Below are 15,665 nucleotides of genomic sequence, written 5' to 3'. Positions count from 1 at the left end.
CCCGGCGGGGTCTTTTCGGCCCCGCGCGGACATAACTCCTCCACTCCGGGGCCCGACCGGGGCGTGTCGCGGCGTGTTCGAGCCCCGCGGAGCCGGAATGGAGGAGTTGTGTCCGCCCGCGGCTTTCGGCCCCGCCTGGCGGGTGAGCCGCCCGCGGGGGGCCTGACCCGCCCCGCGCGGACATAACTCCTCCACTCCGGGGCCCGACCGGGGCCTGTTGCGGCGTGTTCGAGCCTCGCGGAGCCGGGATGGAGGAGTTGTGTCCGCCGAGGGGCCGGCGGATGCTGCGGCTCAGCCGCGCGGGACGATCCGCAAGGTCGTGGCGACCGTGTCGGGGCCGGTTATCGGGTCGACGAAGGCCGGTCCGAAGCGGTCGTACTTCGCGTGCAGCACGTCGTCGAGGGCGTCGGCCACATCGGCATCGGCGGCCACGAACGCCACGTCCTTCTCGAGCCCACCCGCCGAGATTCGCCCGATGCCCGAGTGCTGGGCGCGCCGGAACCACCCGTTCTCCGGACCGTGGGCGGAGCGCACGTAGAGGTCTTCCCCCACCACGCCGCTCCAGATCGTCACGAACGGGCGCAGCGACCCGTCGGGGCGGGCGGAGGCGAGCCGCAGTTCCTCGGCGCCGCCGATCGCGCGCAGCTCGTCGGGCGTCCAGGCGCTCATGCTGACGGGTACTCGTCGGCGGTCAGCTTTTCGCCCCAGACCGTTTCGGGCTCGTCCGCGGTGCCCGATGCTTCCCAGAGGGCGAGGTGGCTCATGAACTCGTCGGTGGCCGCGCCGTGCCAGTGCCATTCGCCCGCGGGCGTGGAGACGGTGTCACCGGGGCGCAGTTCGATCAGCTCTTCACCCTGGCTCTGCACGTAGCCGTACCCCTCGGTGACATGCAGGGTCTGGCCGACGGCGTGCCGGTGCCAGGCCGTGTGGGCGCCGGGGGTGAAGCGCACCAGGTTCAGACGCACGCGTGAGGGCTCCTCGCCCTGGTAGTACGCGTTGAAGTACACGTCACCGCTGAACCACTCCTCGGGGCCCTTCACGGTGGCGGAAACGGGCTGCTTCTGGGTGCTCATGATGTTCCTTTCGTGCCGGATGGCTCGCGTCCATCCGATACCCCCCAGCATGGCCGCGGGAGTGCCGGTCGGTACAGGTACGGCCAGACCCTCCCTCCGACGACGCCCGAATCGCGTCTCTGTCTGCGTACCGTTCGGATCGCGCCCCCGCCCGTATGAAAAGCGTCAGGTGCCGTCTCGGACGGCGCGGGCGGGCGCACGATTACTGGGTGAATTCCTCTGCATCACCGTTCTCCCCCTCCTCGTCGCGCACCCCCGCGAGCACCGAAGACGGCGGCGTCGTCCTCGGCTACAACTGACGTGCCGCCTTTCGCGGGCGTCTATCGCCCCGTCGCGCCGATCCTCACCCGCCGGTCCTGCTGGGGCACGATCGCCGAGGCGTATCGCCCCGACGGCGCCATCCGCCACATCCGTGTCTACCCGCCCGGAACCTCGAACGGTGAGCGGCGGATGCTGCTGCTCGCCGATCTTTCGGTGGCGCTCGGCGCGGGAGTCGGGCTGATCATCGCGGTGCTCTTGCAGGTGACGTCCACCCTGGTGCTCGCCGGCCTCGTGCTCGGCGGGGGACTCGCGGTCTGGGCACTGCTGTCGGTGCTCACTCGGCGCCTGCGCGCCGGCATCCGTTCTCTGACCGCCACCGAATCGTGGGACGACGCGAGCGACGACGAGTTCGCCGCCCTCACGGTGTTCGACGCGGCATCCGCGGTCGCCGACCTCATGGACGCCGATCCGAGTCTCAGCGCGGTGGAGCGCGAGGTGCTCTGGGGGCGGCTGTACTTCCTGGTCCCAGCAGGGCGCCCGGCGGCCCTCGGAATACCGTCATAATCAGCGAGTGGTAGCTGAAGAGAAGCGAAGGTTCGCCAAGACGGCCCTGACGGTCGCCGCGCTCGGTGTCGTGTTCGGCGACATCGGCACGAGCCCGATCTACACGATCCAGACGGTGTTCAATCCGGCCGACCCGCACCCGGTGCCGGTGTCTCCCGAGAACGTGTACGGCATCGCCTCGCTCATCTTCTGGTCGGTCACACTCATCGTGACGATCGCCTACGTGGGCCTCATCCTGCGGGCCGACAACGAGGGCGAAGGCGGCATCATGGCGCTGCTGACCCTCGTCGGGAAGAAGACCGCCGCCGGTCGCCCGCGCACGAAGATGGTGCTCGTCTCCCTGGGCATCTTCGGGGCGTCTCTGTTCTTCGGCGACAGCATGATCACACCGGCGATCTCGGTGCTGTCCGCGGTCGAAGGGTTGCGCGTCGCCGCACCTCCGCTGGCCGCCTTCGTCATCCCGATCACCATCGTGATCATCATCATTCTGTTCTCGTTCCAGCGGTTCGGCACGGCCGCCGTCGCCCGGTTGTTCGGTCCGGTGATGGTGGTGTGGTTCGTCGCGATCGGGGCGCTCGGAATCGGGGGGATCGCTCGCGACCCCGAGATCCTGCTGGCGCTGTCGCCGACCTACGCGATCGCCTTCGCCGTGTCCAACCCCTCGGTCGCGTTCTTCGCCCTGGCCGCCGTGGTGCTCGCCATCACGGGGGCCGAGGCGCTGTTCGCCGACCTCGGTCACTTCGGGCGCCTGCCGATCGCGCGCGCCTGGTTGATCCTCGTCTTCCCGACGTGCATCCTGAGCTACTTCGGACAGGCGGCGCTGGTGCTGGACGACCCCGCCGCCATCGACGGTCCGTTCTTCCTGCTGATCCCCGGACCGCTGCAGTTCCCGATGGTGATCCTGGCCACCGCGGCCACGGTCATCGCCTCGCAGGCCGTGATCACCGGTGCGTTCTCGGTCGCCCGACAGGCCGTGCAACTCGGCTACCTGCCGCGCCTGCGTATCGAGCACACCTCGGCTCGCACGATCGGGCAGATCTACGTGCCCCTCATCAACTGGATCCTGCTCATCGCGGTCATCGTGCTCGTGCTCAGCTTCCGCGAGTCCTCGGCGCTCGCCTACGCGTTCGGCATGGCCGTCACCGGCACGATCCTCATCACGACGACCCTGTACCTGTACTACGCGCGGAAGGCGTGGCGCGCGCCGCTCTGGCTCGTGGTCGTCGGGGGTGGGGCGCTGCTCCTCGTGGAGGCGTTCTTCTTCGCCGCCAACCTCACGAAGATCACGCACGGCGCGTGGCTGCCCTTGGCGATCGCGGTCGTCGCCTTCCTGATCCTCACGACCTGGTATCGCGGGCGGGAGATCGTCACCGCGGAGCGCGAGGAGGAGGAAGGCTCGCTCGACACCTTCCTGGAATCGCTCCACGACCACATCATGCCCGTGGTGCGCGCGCCCGGCACCGCGGTGTACCTCAACCGCGGCTCGGCGACCACGCCGCTCGCGATGCAGGCCACTGTGAGACACCTCGGCTCGCTGAGTCAGAACGTGATCATCCTCTCGATCGAGACGGCGCAGACGCCGACCGTTCCCGACAGCGAGCGCGTGTCACCGGACTCCTTGCGTCACACCGACGACGGGATCATCCTCGTGCGGGCGCGGTTCGGCTTCATGGAGCGACCCGACGTGCCCGCGACCCTCGCGCTGCTCGACCCCGAGGGCCTCGAGATACCTGTCGACCTCGACAACGCCTCGTACTTCCTCTCCACGATCGACCTGCATCGGGGCAACGCGCCGGGATTCGCCCGCTGGCGCAAGGTGCTCTTCATCGCGACCTCGCGGGGAGCCGCCGACGCGGCGCAGTACTTCAACCTGCCACCCGACCGCACGATCCTGATGGGCTCCCGCATCGAGATCTGACCGGATGCTGTCGACCCGGCGGGTTCAGGGCTCGATCGACGCCTGGTGCAGCGGTGCGAGCGCGTTGTCCAGGGCCGCTTCCAAGGGCCAGGCGGATCGTTCCGGTTGACTCAGGATCAGCCCGCCCTGGATCGCGGCGAGGATGACCGTTGCGATCCGGCCGGGATCGGCCGACTCGTCGACGGCTCCCGCGATCTGCATCCGGCGAACGCCCGCGGCCAGCGCATCGCGCCACGCCCGCATGCTCTCCGCGAGGGTGCTCTCCAGCTCGGCATCGGTCTGGGCCGCCTGTGTCGCGAGCGACCCGACGGGGCACGCCCAGCGGCCCCGGTCGATGTAGTAGTCCACGAGCTTGATACGCCACCGCTCCCACGATTCCCAGGATCCGAGGTCGTGGATCTCGGGTTCCTGAGCCTCCAGCAGCTGGCGTCCCTCCCATTCGGCGACTTCGCGCACCAGCTCGGTCTTGCCGCGGGGGAAGTAGTGGAAGAGCTGGCTCTTGCTCGTCAGGGTCGCGGCCCGCACGGTATCCAGCGTGGTGCCGCCGATCCCCGAGGCCAGGATCTGCTCGCCCGTGGCTTCGATGATCCGCTGGCGCGTCAAGCGTCCCCGCTCGGTGATCTCGGCGCGTTCCATTCCGCCATCCTACGCGAATGGACCGTGCGGTCCAGGCTGTGATACCAATGGACCATGCAGTCCAACGACGATGTCCTCCAGTCCCTCCCCACCGATAGCCGCCTCTCCGGGCGCACCGCGATCGTGACCGGCTCCACGAGCGGGATCGGAGAATCGATCGCCCGCGTGCTGGCCGCCTCCGGTGCCGCCGTAGTCATCAGCGGTCGTGATGCAGTTCGCGCCCAGGCGGTGGCCGACCAGATCATCACCGCGGGAGGGACGGCCTACGCCGCGCCCGCCGATCTCGCCGGTAGCTACGACGACCTGCGAGCGTTCGCGGCCACCGCTACGCGGCTGCTCGGTGGTCGCGTCGACATCCTCGTCAACAATGCCGGCATCTACCCGGCGACACCCACGGCAGACCTCTCCGACGCCGACCTCGACGCGATGCTCGCGATCAACGTGCGAGCGCCCCACGTGCTCGTCGCCGAACTCGCCCCCGCCATGGCTGCCCAGGGGTCCGGCTCGATCGTGAACGTCGGCTCGTGGATGTCGCGGGTCGGTGTCCCGTTCGGGGCGATGTACACCGCGTCCAAGGCGGCGATCGAGCAGATGACCCGCACGTGGTCGGCGGAGTTCGGGCCGAGCGGGGTCAACGTGAACACCGTCGCACCCGGCGCGACGAGCACACCCGGAAACGCGGAGAGCGCCGACGTGCTCGCGAGCATGACCGCCGCGACGCCGGCCGGGCGCCCGGTGCGTCCGGTCGACATCGCCTTCGGGGTGCGCTACCTGGTGTCGGACGAGGCCGCCTTCGTCCACGGCTCGGTGCTCGACGTCGACGGCGGCATCTCCCACACGCGGGTCGGCTGATGAGCCCGACGTTCAGTGCCGATTCGACCGCGCTCGACGTGGTCGACGGCCTCGATCTGAGAGGCCGGGCCGCGATCGTCACGGGGGCGAGTTCCGGTATCGGGATCGAGACGGCGCGAGCACTCGCTTCGGCAGGGGCCAGCGTCACGCTGGCCGTCCGCGATACCGCGGCGGGCGAGCGTGCGGCCGCGTCGATCCGCTCGTCGACGGTCACCGGCGAGGTGCGCGTCGCCGAGGTCGACCTGGCGGATCTCGCCTCGGTGCACGCCTTCACGGAAGCGTGGTCGGGCCCGCTGCATCTGCTCGTGAACAACGCGGGGGTCATGCACCTCCCCGAGCGGCGCAACGACCGGGGATGGGAGATGCACATGGCCGTCAACCATCTGGGCCACTTCGCCCTCGCGACGTCGCTGCTGCCGGCCCTGATCGAGGCGGGGGACGCGCGGATCGTGTCCGTCAGCTCGAGCGGCCACGCGTCGAGCGGTATTCGCTTCGACGACATGTTCTTCGAGAGGGATGCTTACGACCCCGGTCTCGCCTATGGGCAGTCGAAGACGGCGAACGTTTTGTTCGCCGTCGAAGCGCGACGGCGCTGGGCCACTCACGGCATCACCACGGCGGCCGTCATGCCCGGAGGAATCTGGACGAACCTGCAGCGGCACTGGGATCCGGCCGTGCTCGCCGACATGAAGAGGCGGTATCCGACGAAGACCACGGCCCAGGGGGCGGCGACCTCGGTGTTCGCGGCCACCAGAGCCGACCTGACCCCGGGCAGCCCTGTCTACTTCGAAGATTGCCACCCCGCGTCGGTCGTCGCGCAGATCGCCGACGGCCTGCACGGCGTCGTGCCGCACGCTCTGGACCCGGCCTCCGCGGAACGGCTCTGGGACGCATCGATGCAGCTCATCGCCTGACCAGCCCGCAACGGCACCGAACGAGAAGAGCCCGACCAGTGGTCGGGCTCTTGGAGTGAGACGAGTCGCAACTCATCACGGTGGCGGAGGATAGGGGATTCGAACCCCTGAGAGCTTTCACTCAACACGCTTTCCAAGCGTGCGCCATAGGCCACTAGGCGAATCCTCCTGAGCCCCGGAGGGCCGACGATCATCCTACCCGGCGCGGGGCATCCGGACGAACGCCCCTCGCTTCAGCTCGTCGAGACCGATGCCGTGGGCGAGATCGTGCCGGCGTACGCGCTGCCGGGGCGCACGGCGAGCGAACGGGGCAGCACCTGTGCGAGGAGGCGACGCGTTCCCGACACGGTCGCGAGCAGCCCAGAACTCACGGTGTCCACAGCATCCATCAACTGCTCCCCCGACCCGGGGTCGGGTTCGCGCGCATAACTCGCCCGTTCGATCGCCGTGACGAGGGTGTCCATCGCCGTGGGGTCGGCCCCGCGTTGGCGCACCAGACGCGAACCAAAGGCGCGCGGACTCTCGGACGCCGGCACGGGGATCCCGAGGTCGACCGCCCGTTCCTGCACGGCGAGCCAGGCCGCCGCGGCGTCTCCGCCCCGGGCCTCCGCGCGACGCCGGCGACGGCGGAGAGCGCCGACGATACCGGGAACACTCACCAGGGCGAGCGCGGCCACCAGGGCGAGCAGGGCGGGCCAGAGGGGGCGGGATGCTGCCCCGCCGCCCGCGGCGGTGGAGCCGGGGTCGAGGTCATCGGCCGGTGACCCTCCCGCGCTCGCCGTCGGGGTGGGAGTGGGGGTTGCCGAGGGGTTCGCCGGAGCGCTGGACGGGGAGGCTCCGGAAGGAGTGGCGGGCGCGGCCGCGAAGTTCGTCGGCGTACCCAGGCTGTTCGTCGGCTCGAACGGTACCCAGCCGACGCCCTCGAAGAACACCTCGGGCCAGGAGTGCAGCTGCGTGCTGACGACCGAGTACACGGTTTGACCGTCGATGCTCTCGCCGGTGCTCGTGCCGGGGAGGTAGCCCACGACGATGCGGGAGGGCATTCCGAGGGTGCGCGCCATCACGGCGAAAGCCGAGGCGTAGTGCACGCAATACCCCTCGCGCACATCGAGGAACTGCGCGATCGCGTCGACCCCGGTGCCGTCGAACCCGTCGGAGACGGGGGAGTCGAGGGAGTACTCGAACTGCGAACCTCGGAACCAGGACTGCAGGGCGATGAGCGCGTCGTAGTCGTTGCGCGCGTTCTCGGTGACCTCGGCGGCCGTCTCGGCGATGACCGCCGGCATCTCGGCGGGGAGGTCGTAGACGTCGGGTTCGTCGGTGCCGCTGGCGTCGCGCAGCCGGATCTGATCGAGGTTCGGTACCGGGCTCGCGGTGACCGCCTCGTACGCCTGACCCTGCACCGTACCGTTTCCCGCGATGACGGTGCGGCTGGCCGGGGCGACGGACCAGTCGCCGTCGAGACCGGTCACGTCGGTCACCGGGTACGGCACCGGAGCCCACCGACTGTTCAGGTCGACGACGTCGACCCTGGCGGTCTGCGGCGTCACCTGGATGCCGGGATCGACGTCGACGGCAGGCAGGTCGGGGGCGTCGGCGGTGAGGGGGAGGGCGCGGTTCTCGTCAGGATCCCACACGCTGCCGTCGAACTCCGACAGGGTCGCCACGCGCAGGTAGGGCGCGCCCTCGCCCGTCCAGCGGACACGCAGCACCTCGACCGGATCGGGCTGACGGAGGTCGTCGCCGAGCTCGAGCGAAGCGTCGATGAGGGTGCCGTTGGCGCTCGCGCCACCCCCGCCGGCGCGGGCGAGAGGGGCGGGCAACAGCGGGCCGGCCACGAGAGCGATGACGACCGCGACCGCTCCGATGCCGAGTGCGGTCGCCGACGCGGTTCCCGCACCGGCGGGCGGCAGCACCGCGAGTGTGCCCCGCGGCGGGGGAGTCTCCGCGGCCGCAGTGCGCTGGCGGGCACGGGTGTCGACGCGGAGGAGATACAGGATGCTGATGGCCAACAGCACGAACGCCCAGGCATCGAAATCGCCCGGGACGGCGATCGAGGGGATGAGCGACACGGCCACGAGCCCGACCGCGGCGAGCAGGGGCATGCGCGCGGTGATCACGACGTGATCGAGCACGATGGCGAGCGCTCCGAGCGCGGAGACGATCAAGAACGACAGGGCGGCCCCGGCGTTGAGGGGGGCGGCGCCGACGGCCACGTCCTCGACGGCCGCGGAGAAGAGCAACGACACGAGCGAGAGGGTGTCGCCGGTCGGGATGACCACCAAGAGTCCGGTGCCTCGAGCGAAGAGGATCATGACCGCCGCGACCCAGATGGCGATCTCGGCGAGGCTCACGGCCACCGCCGCCCAGCGCAGGCTTCGAGCGGCGAAACCGGTGGCCAGCACGACGATCACCAGCATCGCCGCCTGCGTCACCCACGGACCGGCGGAGACCACCCGGAGAAGCGGGAGGGCCGATGCGCCCAGGGCGACGAGCACGCCGACGGCGAGGGCGAGGTCGACCCGGCGGGAGCGGCGACGGCCGCCTCCCTCAGGCGAAGCCATGACCGGCCGATCTCTCCAGGGCCGCGGCCCAGCCCTCGGAGATGTCGCTGTCGGCCGGCACCGCGGCCGCGTGCCACCCGTGCCCGACGGCGCGCGCCACGACGCCGGGCGCGGGCCGGGTGCTCAGGAGCACGGGGAAGGAGGAGTGGTGGGTCAGGGGTGCGAGGGCGTCGATCTCGGCGAGATCGACGCGGCCCGTGACGACGAAGACCGGACCGGCCTGGGTTCCCGCGAACATGCCCGCGGTGCGGGCCAGTCCGTCGCCCGCGCGTGCGATGAGCGTGGCGAACTGGGTCGCGAGGGCGTCGATCTCGTGCACTTCACCGCCGAGGATCCGTTCGGCGAGGGCCGTGCCGTCCGTGTCGAGGATGTCGACGGCGTACCCGTCGCGCACGAGTCGGGCGGCGGCGGAGACCGCGATCGAGACGGCCGTTTCGAAGTCCGGGTCCAGGCCCGGGGCGCGCGTGGCGTCGGCACCCCAGCGCGCGGCGCCCCGGTCGAGCACGACGGTGGCGCCCGGGCTCGCCTCCTGCTCCTCCTGGCGCACCATCAGGGTGTCGCGATGGGCGGTCGCGCGCCAATGGATGCGGCGCATCGAGTCACCGGGCGCGTACGGTCGCGCGACGAGGTTGTCAGCACCCTGACCGGGCTGTGCGGTGACCGTCTGCAGCATCCCTCCCGCCTCCCCGGCGGTCGCGGGAACGCTGGTCAACTCGAGCACGGCGGGTGCCACCGTCACGGGAGTCTTGCCGCCGCGGCGGACGCGCCGGCGGGTGAGTCCGAACGGGTCGGTCGCCGTCAGAGCGAACGGACCGAGGGCATGGATGCCGCGCGTGCGCCCGATGACGCCGTACCGCAGGTCGATCGTGCGTTCCTCGCCGCGCAGACCCGAACCCAGGGCGGGGAACACGCCGCGCCCGACACCGTCGAGGCCGGCGGATACGGCGTCGGTCCAGGTGCTGGCGGCGGCGGGAAGGGCGCTGCGGAGCGCGACGCGCACCGTGACGATGCTCTCGCGATCGACGGTGGCGACGTCGGGAGTCAGCGAGCGGGTGACCGCGTCGATGCGCCGGGTGAGCCACAGCGACACGAATCCCGCGAGCAGGGCGCCGACCAGCAGCACGCCGAAGTAGACCAGTTCGACCAGGCCTGCCGCATGGGCGACCACGAAGCAGGCCACCGCCAGCACGAGGGCGCCGGTACCCCGTGCGGTGAGGGGCCAGTTGCGCTGGAGCGCCCCGATCATGCCGGGCCCATCAGGGACGCGGCGCGAGGGGCACGCGCACGCCTGCGGCGATCTGCGTGAGCACGTCGGTGACCGCGTCCGCCGCCGAGCGGCCGCCCGCGGCGGCGCGCGTGGGGATGAGTCGGTGGGCGAACACCGGCACCAGCAGCGCGGTGAGGTCGTCGGGGATGACGAACCCGCGTCCGTCGAGCGCCGCCCGCACCTTCGCCGCACGCACGAGCTGCAGGGTGGCACGGGGGCTGGCGCCCAGGCGGAGGTCGGGGTGCGTGCGCGTCGCGCCGGCCAAGGCCACCGCATACTCCTCGAGCGCCGTGGCGATGTGGATGGCCCGGGCCCAGGCGATGAGGTCGCTCACCCGATCGGCGTCGACGACGGGGCGGATGTTCGACAGCGGGTTCACGGCGTCGCGCTGGCGCAGCATGAGCGCTTCGGCGGCAGCATCCGGATATCCCATCGAGATGCGGATCATGAAGCGGTCCCGCTGCGCTTCGGGCAGCGCGTACGTGCCCTCCATCTCGAGCGGGTTCTGCGTCGCGACCACGAGGAACGGGTCGGGCAGGGCGTGGGTGCGTCCATCGACGGTGACCTGGTGCTCCTCCATCGCCTCGAGCAACGCCGACTGCGTCTTGGGGGAGGAGCGGTTGATCTCATCGGCGATGACGATGTTCGCGAAGACGGCACCGCGGGTGAACTCGAACTCGCGGGCGACGGGATTGAAGACCGAGACGCCGGTGATGTCACCGGGCAGGAGGTCGGGAGTGAACTGGATGCGCTGCACGCTCGCGTCGACGGATGCTGCCAGCGCTCGCGCGAGCATGGTCTTGCCGACACCCGGCACGTCCTCGATGAGGAGGTGGCCCTCGGCGAGCAGGGCGACCAGCGCGGTGCGGACGGCTTCGGGCTTCCCGTCGATCACGCTCTCGACCGAACGGGTGATCTCGCTGGTCAGCGACGCGAAGGCGTCGGCGGTGAGGGGCTCGTCGGCCGCACGTCCGGCGGACCGGCCACGCAGACGCTGGTCGGTGGTCACTGTGTCTGTCATGGCATCCCTCGGGTGGCGGGGGGCTTCGGAGGCGACGGCGCCCGTTACCCGATCGTAACCCGTGGGCGCTCTGCCGGGCCTGCGAGGAAGCTGACCGCGTTCGGGTAAAGTAGACGTCGGCTCTCCGCGTGGCGGCATCCAGGCCAATTCCCCCAGGACGGAAACGTAGCAAGGGTAACCAGGCTCTACCGGGTGCGCGGAGAGTCTTTTCTTTGCCCTGGCGGCGACTCAGCCCCGGGCGGCGAAGGGTCCTTCGAGCAGCGACCACTGCAGCAGCATGATGGTCTTCGCGTCCTGGATGCGTCCGTCGCGGATCCATTGCCGCGCCTCATCGATGCCCAGTTCGACGATCTCGATGTCCTCGCCCTCCTCGGCGAGACCGCCGCGGTCACCGGTGCGCGTCGCCGCGTCGTACGGGGCGGCGAAGAAGTGCAGGCGCTCGGTCACGGAGCCCGGACTCATGTAGACGTCGAACACGTGCTCGACCCGGCCGATCGTGACTCCGGTCTCCTCCTCCGCCTCGCGGCGGATCGCGGTTTCGGGGTCGTCGTCGTCGAGCAGTCCGGCCGCCGTTTCGACCAGCATCCCGTCGGGGTGATCGTTGACGTAGACGGGAAACCGGAACTGCCGGGTGAGCAGCACGGTGCGCAATTCGGCGTCGTAGAGCAGCACGGTCGCGCCGTTGCCCCGGTCGTACGTCTCGCGGTGCTGCGTCGCCCATTCGCCGTCGGAGTCCTGGTAGTCGAGCGTCGTCTTGCGCAGCACGTGCCAGCCCGAGGCGAGCAGCTCGACGGCCCGCACCCGGACGCGCGGGTTGCGGTCGAGGTCGAGGCCCGTGCGGTCAAGGCCCGTGCGGCCGCGCGAATCGGGGATGTCGATGCCGGCTCGGCCGGTGGTCTGCTCACTCACGGCAGCGACTCTATGACAGCGACCCCACGACGCGTGGGGTGGGGAATTCACCCGATCGATGTCACGCGGTCGAGACATACCCAGCCGGCGCCGAGCGTGCCCGCTCTAGGCTGATCGCGTGGCGCAGAGCATTTACATCACCTCCGCCGAAGGGCATTCGGGCAAGTCCACCGTCGCGCTGGGCGTGCTCGACGCGTTGAGTCGAGCGACCCCGCGGGTCGGCGTCTTCCGCCCCATCGCCCGCTCGACGGTCGAACGCGACTACGTGCTCGAGATGCTGCTCGCGCACGACGGGGTCGACCTCGACTACGACGAGTGCGTGGGGGTGACGTACGACGACGTGCGGAGCGATGCGGATGCTGCACTCGCGCGCATCGTCGAGCGGTACAAGGCGGTGGAGGCCCAGTGCGATGCCGTCGTCATCATCGGCAGCGACTACACCGACGTGGGCAGCCCCGCCGAGCTCACCTATAACGCCCGGATCGCCGCGAACCTCGGTGCGCCCGTGCTTCTCGTCCTGGGTGGTCGCGCCCAGCAGGGGCTCAGCGAGCACCTCGGTGCGAGCGTCTCGCGCACCCCCGCCGAGATGGGCCAGATCGCAGCCCTCGCCCTCGTCGAACTCGTGCACGAGCGCGCCGAACTGTTCGCCGTCATCGCGAACCGCGCCGACCCCGAGCACCTCGAGGAGATCATCGCCGCGGTGAAGGCGGTCGTCGACGACGGGCCCGTGCGCGCAGCGACACCGGCCGCGGAGATCCCGGTGTGGGCGCTGCCCGAAGACCGCTTCCTCATCGCCCCCTCGGTGCGCGGGGTCCTGCGCGCGGTCGACGGTGAGCTCCTGAAGGGCGATCCCGCGCTCCTGACCCGCGAGGTGCTCGGCGTCGTCGTGGCCGGCATGTCGATGGTCAACGTGCTGCCGCGCCTCACCGAGTCGGCCATCGTGGTGATCCCCGGTGATCGCACCGAGGTGGTGCTCGCGGCCCTGCTCGCCAACGCCTCGGGCACCTTCCCCTCCCTGGCCGGCATCGTGCTCAACGGGGGGTTCGACCTGCCGGAGCCGGTCGATACGCTCATCAACGGCCTGGGCTCGTCGTTGCCCATCATCTCCACCGACCTCGGCACCTACGAGACCGCGGTGCGCATCATGAACACCCGTGGCCGTCTGGCGGCCGACTCGCAGCGGCGCTACGACACTGCGCTGGCGATGTTCGAGAAGCACGTCGACACGTCCGAGCTGACGCGTTCCCTGGGCGTCGCGCGTCCCTCGGTGGTCACCCCGCTCATGTTCGAATACGCCCTCGTCGAACGGGCGCGCTCCGACCGGCGCCGCATCGTGCTGCCGGAGGGCGACGATGACCGCGTGCTGCGCGCTGCGGCCACGGTACTGGCCCGCGGCATCGCCGACCTCACGATCCTCGGCGAGGAGATCGAGGTGCGAAACCGCGCGATCGAACTCGGTATCGACATCCGGGACGCCGAAGTGTTGAGCCCCTTCGACGCGGTCTCCGTGCAGCGCTTCGCGACGGAGTACGAGCGCCTCCGCGCCCACAAGGGCGTCACGTACGCGCAAGCGGCCGACACCGTCACCGACGTGTCGTACTTCGGCACCTTGATGGTGCACCTGGGGCTCGCCGACGGCATGGTGTCGGGCGCCGCGCACACCACCGCGCACACGATCCGTCCGGCCTTCGAGATCATCAAGACCAAGCCCGGTGTCTCGGTGGTCTCGAGCGTCTTCTTCATGGCGCTCGCCGACCGCGTGCTCGTCTATGGCGACTGCGCGGTCGTTCCGGACCCCACCAGCGAGCAGCTGGCCGACATCGCCATCTCCTCCGCGGCGACGGCGGAGCAGTTCGGTATCGACCCGCGCGTGGCGATGCTGTCGTACTCGACGGGCGAGTCGGGTTCGGGGGCCGATGTGGAGAAGGTGCGCAGCGCCACCGCCTTCGTGCGCGAGCGCGCCCCCGAGCTGCTGGTGGAGGGCCCCATCCAATACGACGCGGCCGCCGACGCCGCGGTCGCCAAGGCCAAGATGCCCGAGTCCGACGTCGCGGGCCGGGCGACCGTGTTCGTCTTCCCCGACCTGAACACCGGGAACAACACGTACAAGGCCGTGCAGCGCTCGGCCGGTGCCGTCGCGATCGGGCCGATCCTGCAGGGCCTCAACAAGCCGATCAACGACCTCTCGCGCGGCGCGCTCGTCGACGACATCGTCAACACCATCGCGATCACCGCGATCCAGGCGCAGGGCGAGATCGCCGTCCCCGAAACGGAGAACGCCTCGTGAGTGCCGTCCTGGTCGTCAACAGCGGATCGTCGTCCTTCAAGTACCAATTGCTCGACAGCGACACCGAAGAGGTGCTCGCCTCGGGTCTCGTCGAGCGGATCGGCCCGACCACCGGCGCCGAGCCCGGGGGCGTGGCCAAGCACACGGTCACCTCGGCGGCCCTGCGCCGAACGGACACCCCGCTGGCCGACGGGCCGGGGGAGTCGCCGGCGCTGCTGGATGCCACCTATTCGATCGAGGGGGAGATCCCCGATCACACCGTCGGTTTCCAGGTCATGCTCGATGCGTTCGCCGCCCACGGCCCCTCGCTCGAGAACAACCCGCCGATCGCGGTCGGTCACCGGGTCGTGCACGGCGGGGCGCGCTTCTTCGAGCCGACCCTGATCACCCCCCTCGTGGAGATCAACATCGACGAGCTCTCCGTGCTCGCCCCGCTGCACAACCCCGCCAACCTCGCGGGCATCCGCGCGGCCAAACACGCCTTCCCCGACGTGCCGCACGTCGCCGTCTTCGACACCGCCTTCCACCAGACGCTCGCGCCGGCGGCGTACACGTACGCGATCGATGCCGCGCTCGCGGAGGCGCATCGCATCCGCCGTTACGGGTTCCACGGGACGTCCCACAAATTCGTCAGCGAGGCCGCCGCGGCGTTCCTCCACCGCCCGCTGGGCGAGCTCAAGCAGATCGTCTTCCACCTCGGCAACGGCGCGTCGGCCGCCGCGATCGATGGCGGACGGTCGGTCGACACCTCGATGGGTCTCACCCCGCTCGAGGGCCTCGTGATGGGCACGCGCTCGGGTGACCTCGATCCCGCGGTGCTCCTCCAGCTCTCGCGACGTGCCGACATGAGCACGGGCGAGCTCGACGCGCTCCTGAACAAGCGCTCGGGACTGCTCGGGCTGGCCGGTGTCAGCGATATGCGCGATATTCGCGCGGGCGTCGAAGCGGGCGACCCGGCGATCACGCTCGCGTGGGACGTGTACATCCACCGTCTCCGCGCCTACGCGGGTGCGTACCTGGCCGAACTCGGCGGTGTCGACGTGATCACGTTCACCGCGGGAGTGGGAGAGAACGTGCCCGAGGTGCGCGCTGAGGCGTTGGCGACCCTCGGCTTCGCGGGCGTCGAGATCGACCCCGACCGCAACGCCGCCCGCGGCCGCGGGATCCGCGTCATCTCCACGGATGCCTCCCCGGTCACCGTGCTGGTCGTGCCCACGAACGAGGAGCTCGAGATCGCTCGGCAGACCCTGGTCATCGCTCGCCCCTGACCGCCCGCGCCGCTGCGCCGTTCTTCCGCCGTTCACCGGTGCCTCACCGCTCGGAAACACCGCGGCATCGAGGCAATCGCCGTGCCCAGTACGCTGGACCCACGGCACGAGGGAGCGCCGTCGCATCCGCT

13 protein-coding genes, 1 tRNA gene and 1 other RNA gene are annotated in these 15,665 nt (G+C 70.4%); 7 read left to right on the top strand and 8 right to left on the bottom strand.

Translation table 11 applies throughout. From position 1 onward, the window contains the following. Positions 1-291: 291 nt before the first annotated feature. Complete coding sequence (locus ACFXP5_RS14200; RefSeq protein WP_394545137.1) at positions 292-669, bottom strand: DUF2255 family protein; 378 nt, start codon at positions 667-669, stop codon at positions 292-294. Beyond that, on the bottom strand, positions 666-1,073 hold the full coding sequence (locus ACFXP5_RS14195; protein ID WP_394545135.1) for a (R)-mandelonitrile lyase: 408 nt from the start codon (positions 1,071-1,073) through the stop codon (positions 666-668). Before ACFXP5_RS14195 ends, ACFXP5_RS14200 begins: the two co-directional genes overlap by 4 nt. 300 nt (positions 1,074-1,373) lie before the next feature. Between ACFXP5_RS14195 and ACFXP5_RS14190 the strand changes: the two genes are divergently transcribed. Together ACFXP5_RS14190 and ACFXP5_RS14185 are read left to right on the top strand one after the other, a co-directional pair. Beyond that, positions 1,374-1,898 (top strand): DUF6611 family protein, encoded by a 525-nt coding sequence (locus ACFXP5_RS14190; protein ID WP_394545133.1) that lies wholly within the window; start codon positions 1,374-1,376, stop codon positions 1,896-1,898. Positions 1,899-1,905: 7 nt separating this feature from the next. After that, positions 1,906-3,816: a potassium transporter Kup gene (locus ACFXP5_RS14185; RefSeq protein WP_394545131.1), complete on the top strand. Its 1,911-nt coding sequence runs from the start codon at positions 1,906-1,908 to the stop codon at positions 3,814-3,816. A gap of 24 nt (positions 3,817-3,840) precedes the next feature. Here ACFXP5_RS14185 and ACFXP5_RS14180 read toward each other — a convergent pair whose 3' ends face one another. Then, positions 3,841-4,452: a TetR/AcrR family transcriptional regulator gene (locus ACFXP5_RS14180; RefSeq protein WP_394545129.1), complete on the bottom strand. Its 612-nt coding sequence runs from the start codon at positions 4,450-4,452 to the stop codon at positions 3,841-3,843. Between the two features lie 54 nt (positions 4,453-4,506). On the opposite strand from ACFXP5_RS14180, the gene ACFXP5_RS14175 reads away from it, so the two are divergent. Beyond that, a complete protein-coding gene (locus tag ACFXP5_RS14175) occupies positions 4,507-5,304 on the top strand; it encodes an SDR family NAD(P)-dependent oxidoreductase (protein ID WP_394545127.1) in 798 nt (265 codons plus the stop codon). Continuing rightward, a complete protein-coding gene (locus tag ACFXP5_RS14170) occupies positions 5,304-6,218 on the top strand; it encodes an SDR family NAD(P)-dependent oxidoreductase (RefSeq protein WP_394545125.1) in 915 nt (304 codons plus the stop codon). The genes ACFXP5_RS14175 and ACFXP5_RS14170 overlap by 1 nt, the downstream gene beginning before the upstream one ends. Positions 6,219-6,299: 81 nt before the next feature. Here ACFXP5_RS14170 and ACFXP5_RS14165 read toward each other — a convergent pair. The 4 genes from ACFXP5_RS14165 to ACFXP5_RS14150 form a co-directional block, all read right to left on the bottom strand. Next, positions 6,300-6,387 (bottom strand) — tRNA-Ser (locus ACFXP5_RS14165). A 64-nt stretch (positions 6,388-6,451) separates the two neighbouring features. Next, positions 6,452-8,782 (bottom strand): transglutaminase TgpA family protein, encoded by a 2,331-nt coding sequence (locus tag ACFXP5_RS14160; RefSeq protein WP_394545123.1) that lies wholly within the window; start codon positions 8,780-8,782, stop codon positions 6,452-6,454. Then, the gene (locus ACFXP5_RS14155) at positions 8,769-10,028 is read right to left on the bottom strand and encodes a DUF58 domain-containing protein (protein WP_394545121.1); all 1,260 of its coding nucleotides are present in this window, start codon (positions 10,026-10,028) and stop codon (positions 8,769-8,771) included. The genes ACFXP5_RS14160 and ACFXP5_RS14155 overlap by 14 nt, the downstream gene beginning before the upstream one ends. A gap of 10 nt (positions 10,029-10,038) precedes the next feature. Next, entirely contained in the window at positions 10,039-11,070 is a 1,032-nt protein-coding gene (locus ACFXP5_RS14150; protein ID WP_394529065.1) for an AAA family ATPase, read from the bottom strand. A gap of 115 nt (positions 11,071-11,185) precedes the next feature. Here ACFXP5_RS14150 and ffs point away from each other — a divergent pair. Further along, positions 11,186-11,282, top strand: an RNA gene (gene ffs / locus ACFXP5_RS14145) — signal recognition particle sRNA small type. Between the two features lie 16 nt (positions 11,283-11,298). Here ffs and ACFXP5_RS14140 read toward each other — a convergent pair. Further along, entirely contained in the window at positions 11,299-11,979 is a 681-nt protein-coding gene (locus ACFXP5_RS14140) for an NUDIX domain-containing protein (RefSeq protein ID WP_394545119.1), read from the bottom strand. A 118-nt stretch (positions 11,980-12,097) separates the two neighbouring features. On the opposite strand from ACFXP5_RS14140, the gene pta reads away from it, so the two are divergent. Together pta and ACFXP5_RS14130 are read left to right on the top strand one after the other, a co-directional pair. Further along, entirely contained in the window at positions 12,098-14,266 is a 2,169-nt protein-coding gene (pta, locus tag ACFXP5_RS14135; RefSeq protein ID WP_394529063.1) for a phosphate acetyltransferase, read from the top strand. Further along, positions 14,263-15,534, top strand: coding sequence for an acetate/propionate family kinase (locus ACFXP5_RS14130; protein WP_394545117.1), 1,272 nt, complete (start codon positions 14,263-14,265; stop codon positions 15,532-15,534). Before pta ends, ACFXP5_RS14130 begins: the two co-directional genes overlap by 4 nt. Positions 15,535-15,665: the final 131 nt, after the last annotated feature.

The organism is Microbacterium hanjuni, assembly GCF_043556395.1.
In the GTDB taxonomy this organism is placed as follows: Bacteria; Actinomycetota; Actinomycetes; order Actinomycetales; family Microbacteriaceae; genus Microbacterium.
The sequence above is the reverse complement of the archived record's forward strand: the minus strand, read 5'-3'. Positions and strand labels throughout refer to the sequence as shown.

Excerpts from the sequence above, each read along its gene's own strand:
- ACFXP5_RS14200 (WP_394545137.1), bottom strand. The coding sequence starts at position 669 with ATGAGCGCCTGGACGCCCGACGAGCTGCGCGCGATCGGCGGCGCCGAG.
- ACFXP5_RS14195 (WP_394545135.1), bottom strand. The coding sequence starts at position 1,073 with ATGAGCACCCAGAAGCAGCCCGTTTCCGCCACCGTGAAGGGCCCCGAG.
- ACFXP5_RS14180 (WP_394545129.1), bottom strand. The coding sequence starts at position 4,452 with ATGGAACGCGCCGAGATCACCGAGCGGGGACGCTTGACGCGCCAGCGG.
- ACFXP5_RS14175 (WP_394545127.1), top strand. The coding sequence starts at position 4,507 with ATGCAGTCCAACGACGATGTCCTCCAGTCCCTCCCCACCGATAGCCGC.
- ACFXP5_RS14170 (WP_394545125.1), top strand. The coding sequence starts at position 5,304 with ATGAGCCCGACGTTCAGTGCCGATTCGACCGCGCTCGACGTGGTCGAC.
- ACFXP5_RS14160 (WP_394545123.1), bottom strand. The coding sequence starts at position 8,782 with ATGGCTTCGCCTGAGGGAGGCGGCCGTCGCCGCTCCCGCCGGGTCGAC.
- ACFXP5_RS14155 (WP_394545121.1), bottom strand. The coding sequence starts at position 10,028 with ATGATCGGGGCGCTCCAGCGCAACTGGCCCCTCACCGCACGGGGTACC.
- ACFXP5_RS14150 (WP_394529065.1), bottom strand. The coding sequence starts at position 11,070 with ATGACAGACACAGTGACCACCGACCAGCGTCTGCGTGGCCGGTCCGCC.